Source organism: Nocardia cyriacigeorgica (assembly GCF_010858045.1).
Taxonomy (GTDB): domain Bacteria; phylum Actinomycetota; class Actinomycetes; order Mycobacteriales; family Mycobacteriaceae; genus Nocardia; species Nocardia cyriacigeorgica_E.
In genome coordinates, this window is sequence record NZ_JAAGVC010000308.1 from 1 (window position 1) to 293 (window position 293).

At 76.5% G+C, this 293-nt stretch carries 1 pseudogene; it reads left to right on the top strand.

From position 1 onward, the window contains the following. Positions 1–293 (top strand): annotated as a pseudogene (locus GV790_RS30855) (hypothetical protein); the annotation flags it as partial.

Below are 293 nucleotides of genomic sequence, written 5' to 3' on the forward strand. Positions count from 1 at the left end.
AGCGGCCGCCCTGCCAACCAACAGCGCTGCACTACCGCCCCGGGACGCCACCCCGCCTATCAGCGGCACCGCCCTGCCCACCGGCCACGCTCCCGCGCCACTCCACGACGCCACCCTGCCAACCAGCGGCGCCACCCTGCCGCCCCGTGAATTCTCGCCCCTCCGATCCATGCGGGCCTCCCAGCCCCGCGCAGCGGCCGCCCTGCCAACCAACAGCGCTGCACTACCGCCCCGGGACGCCACCCCGCCTATCAGCGGCACCGCCCTGCCCACCGGCCACGCTCCCGCGCCAC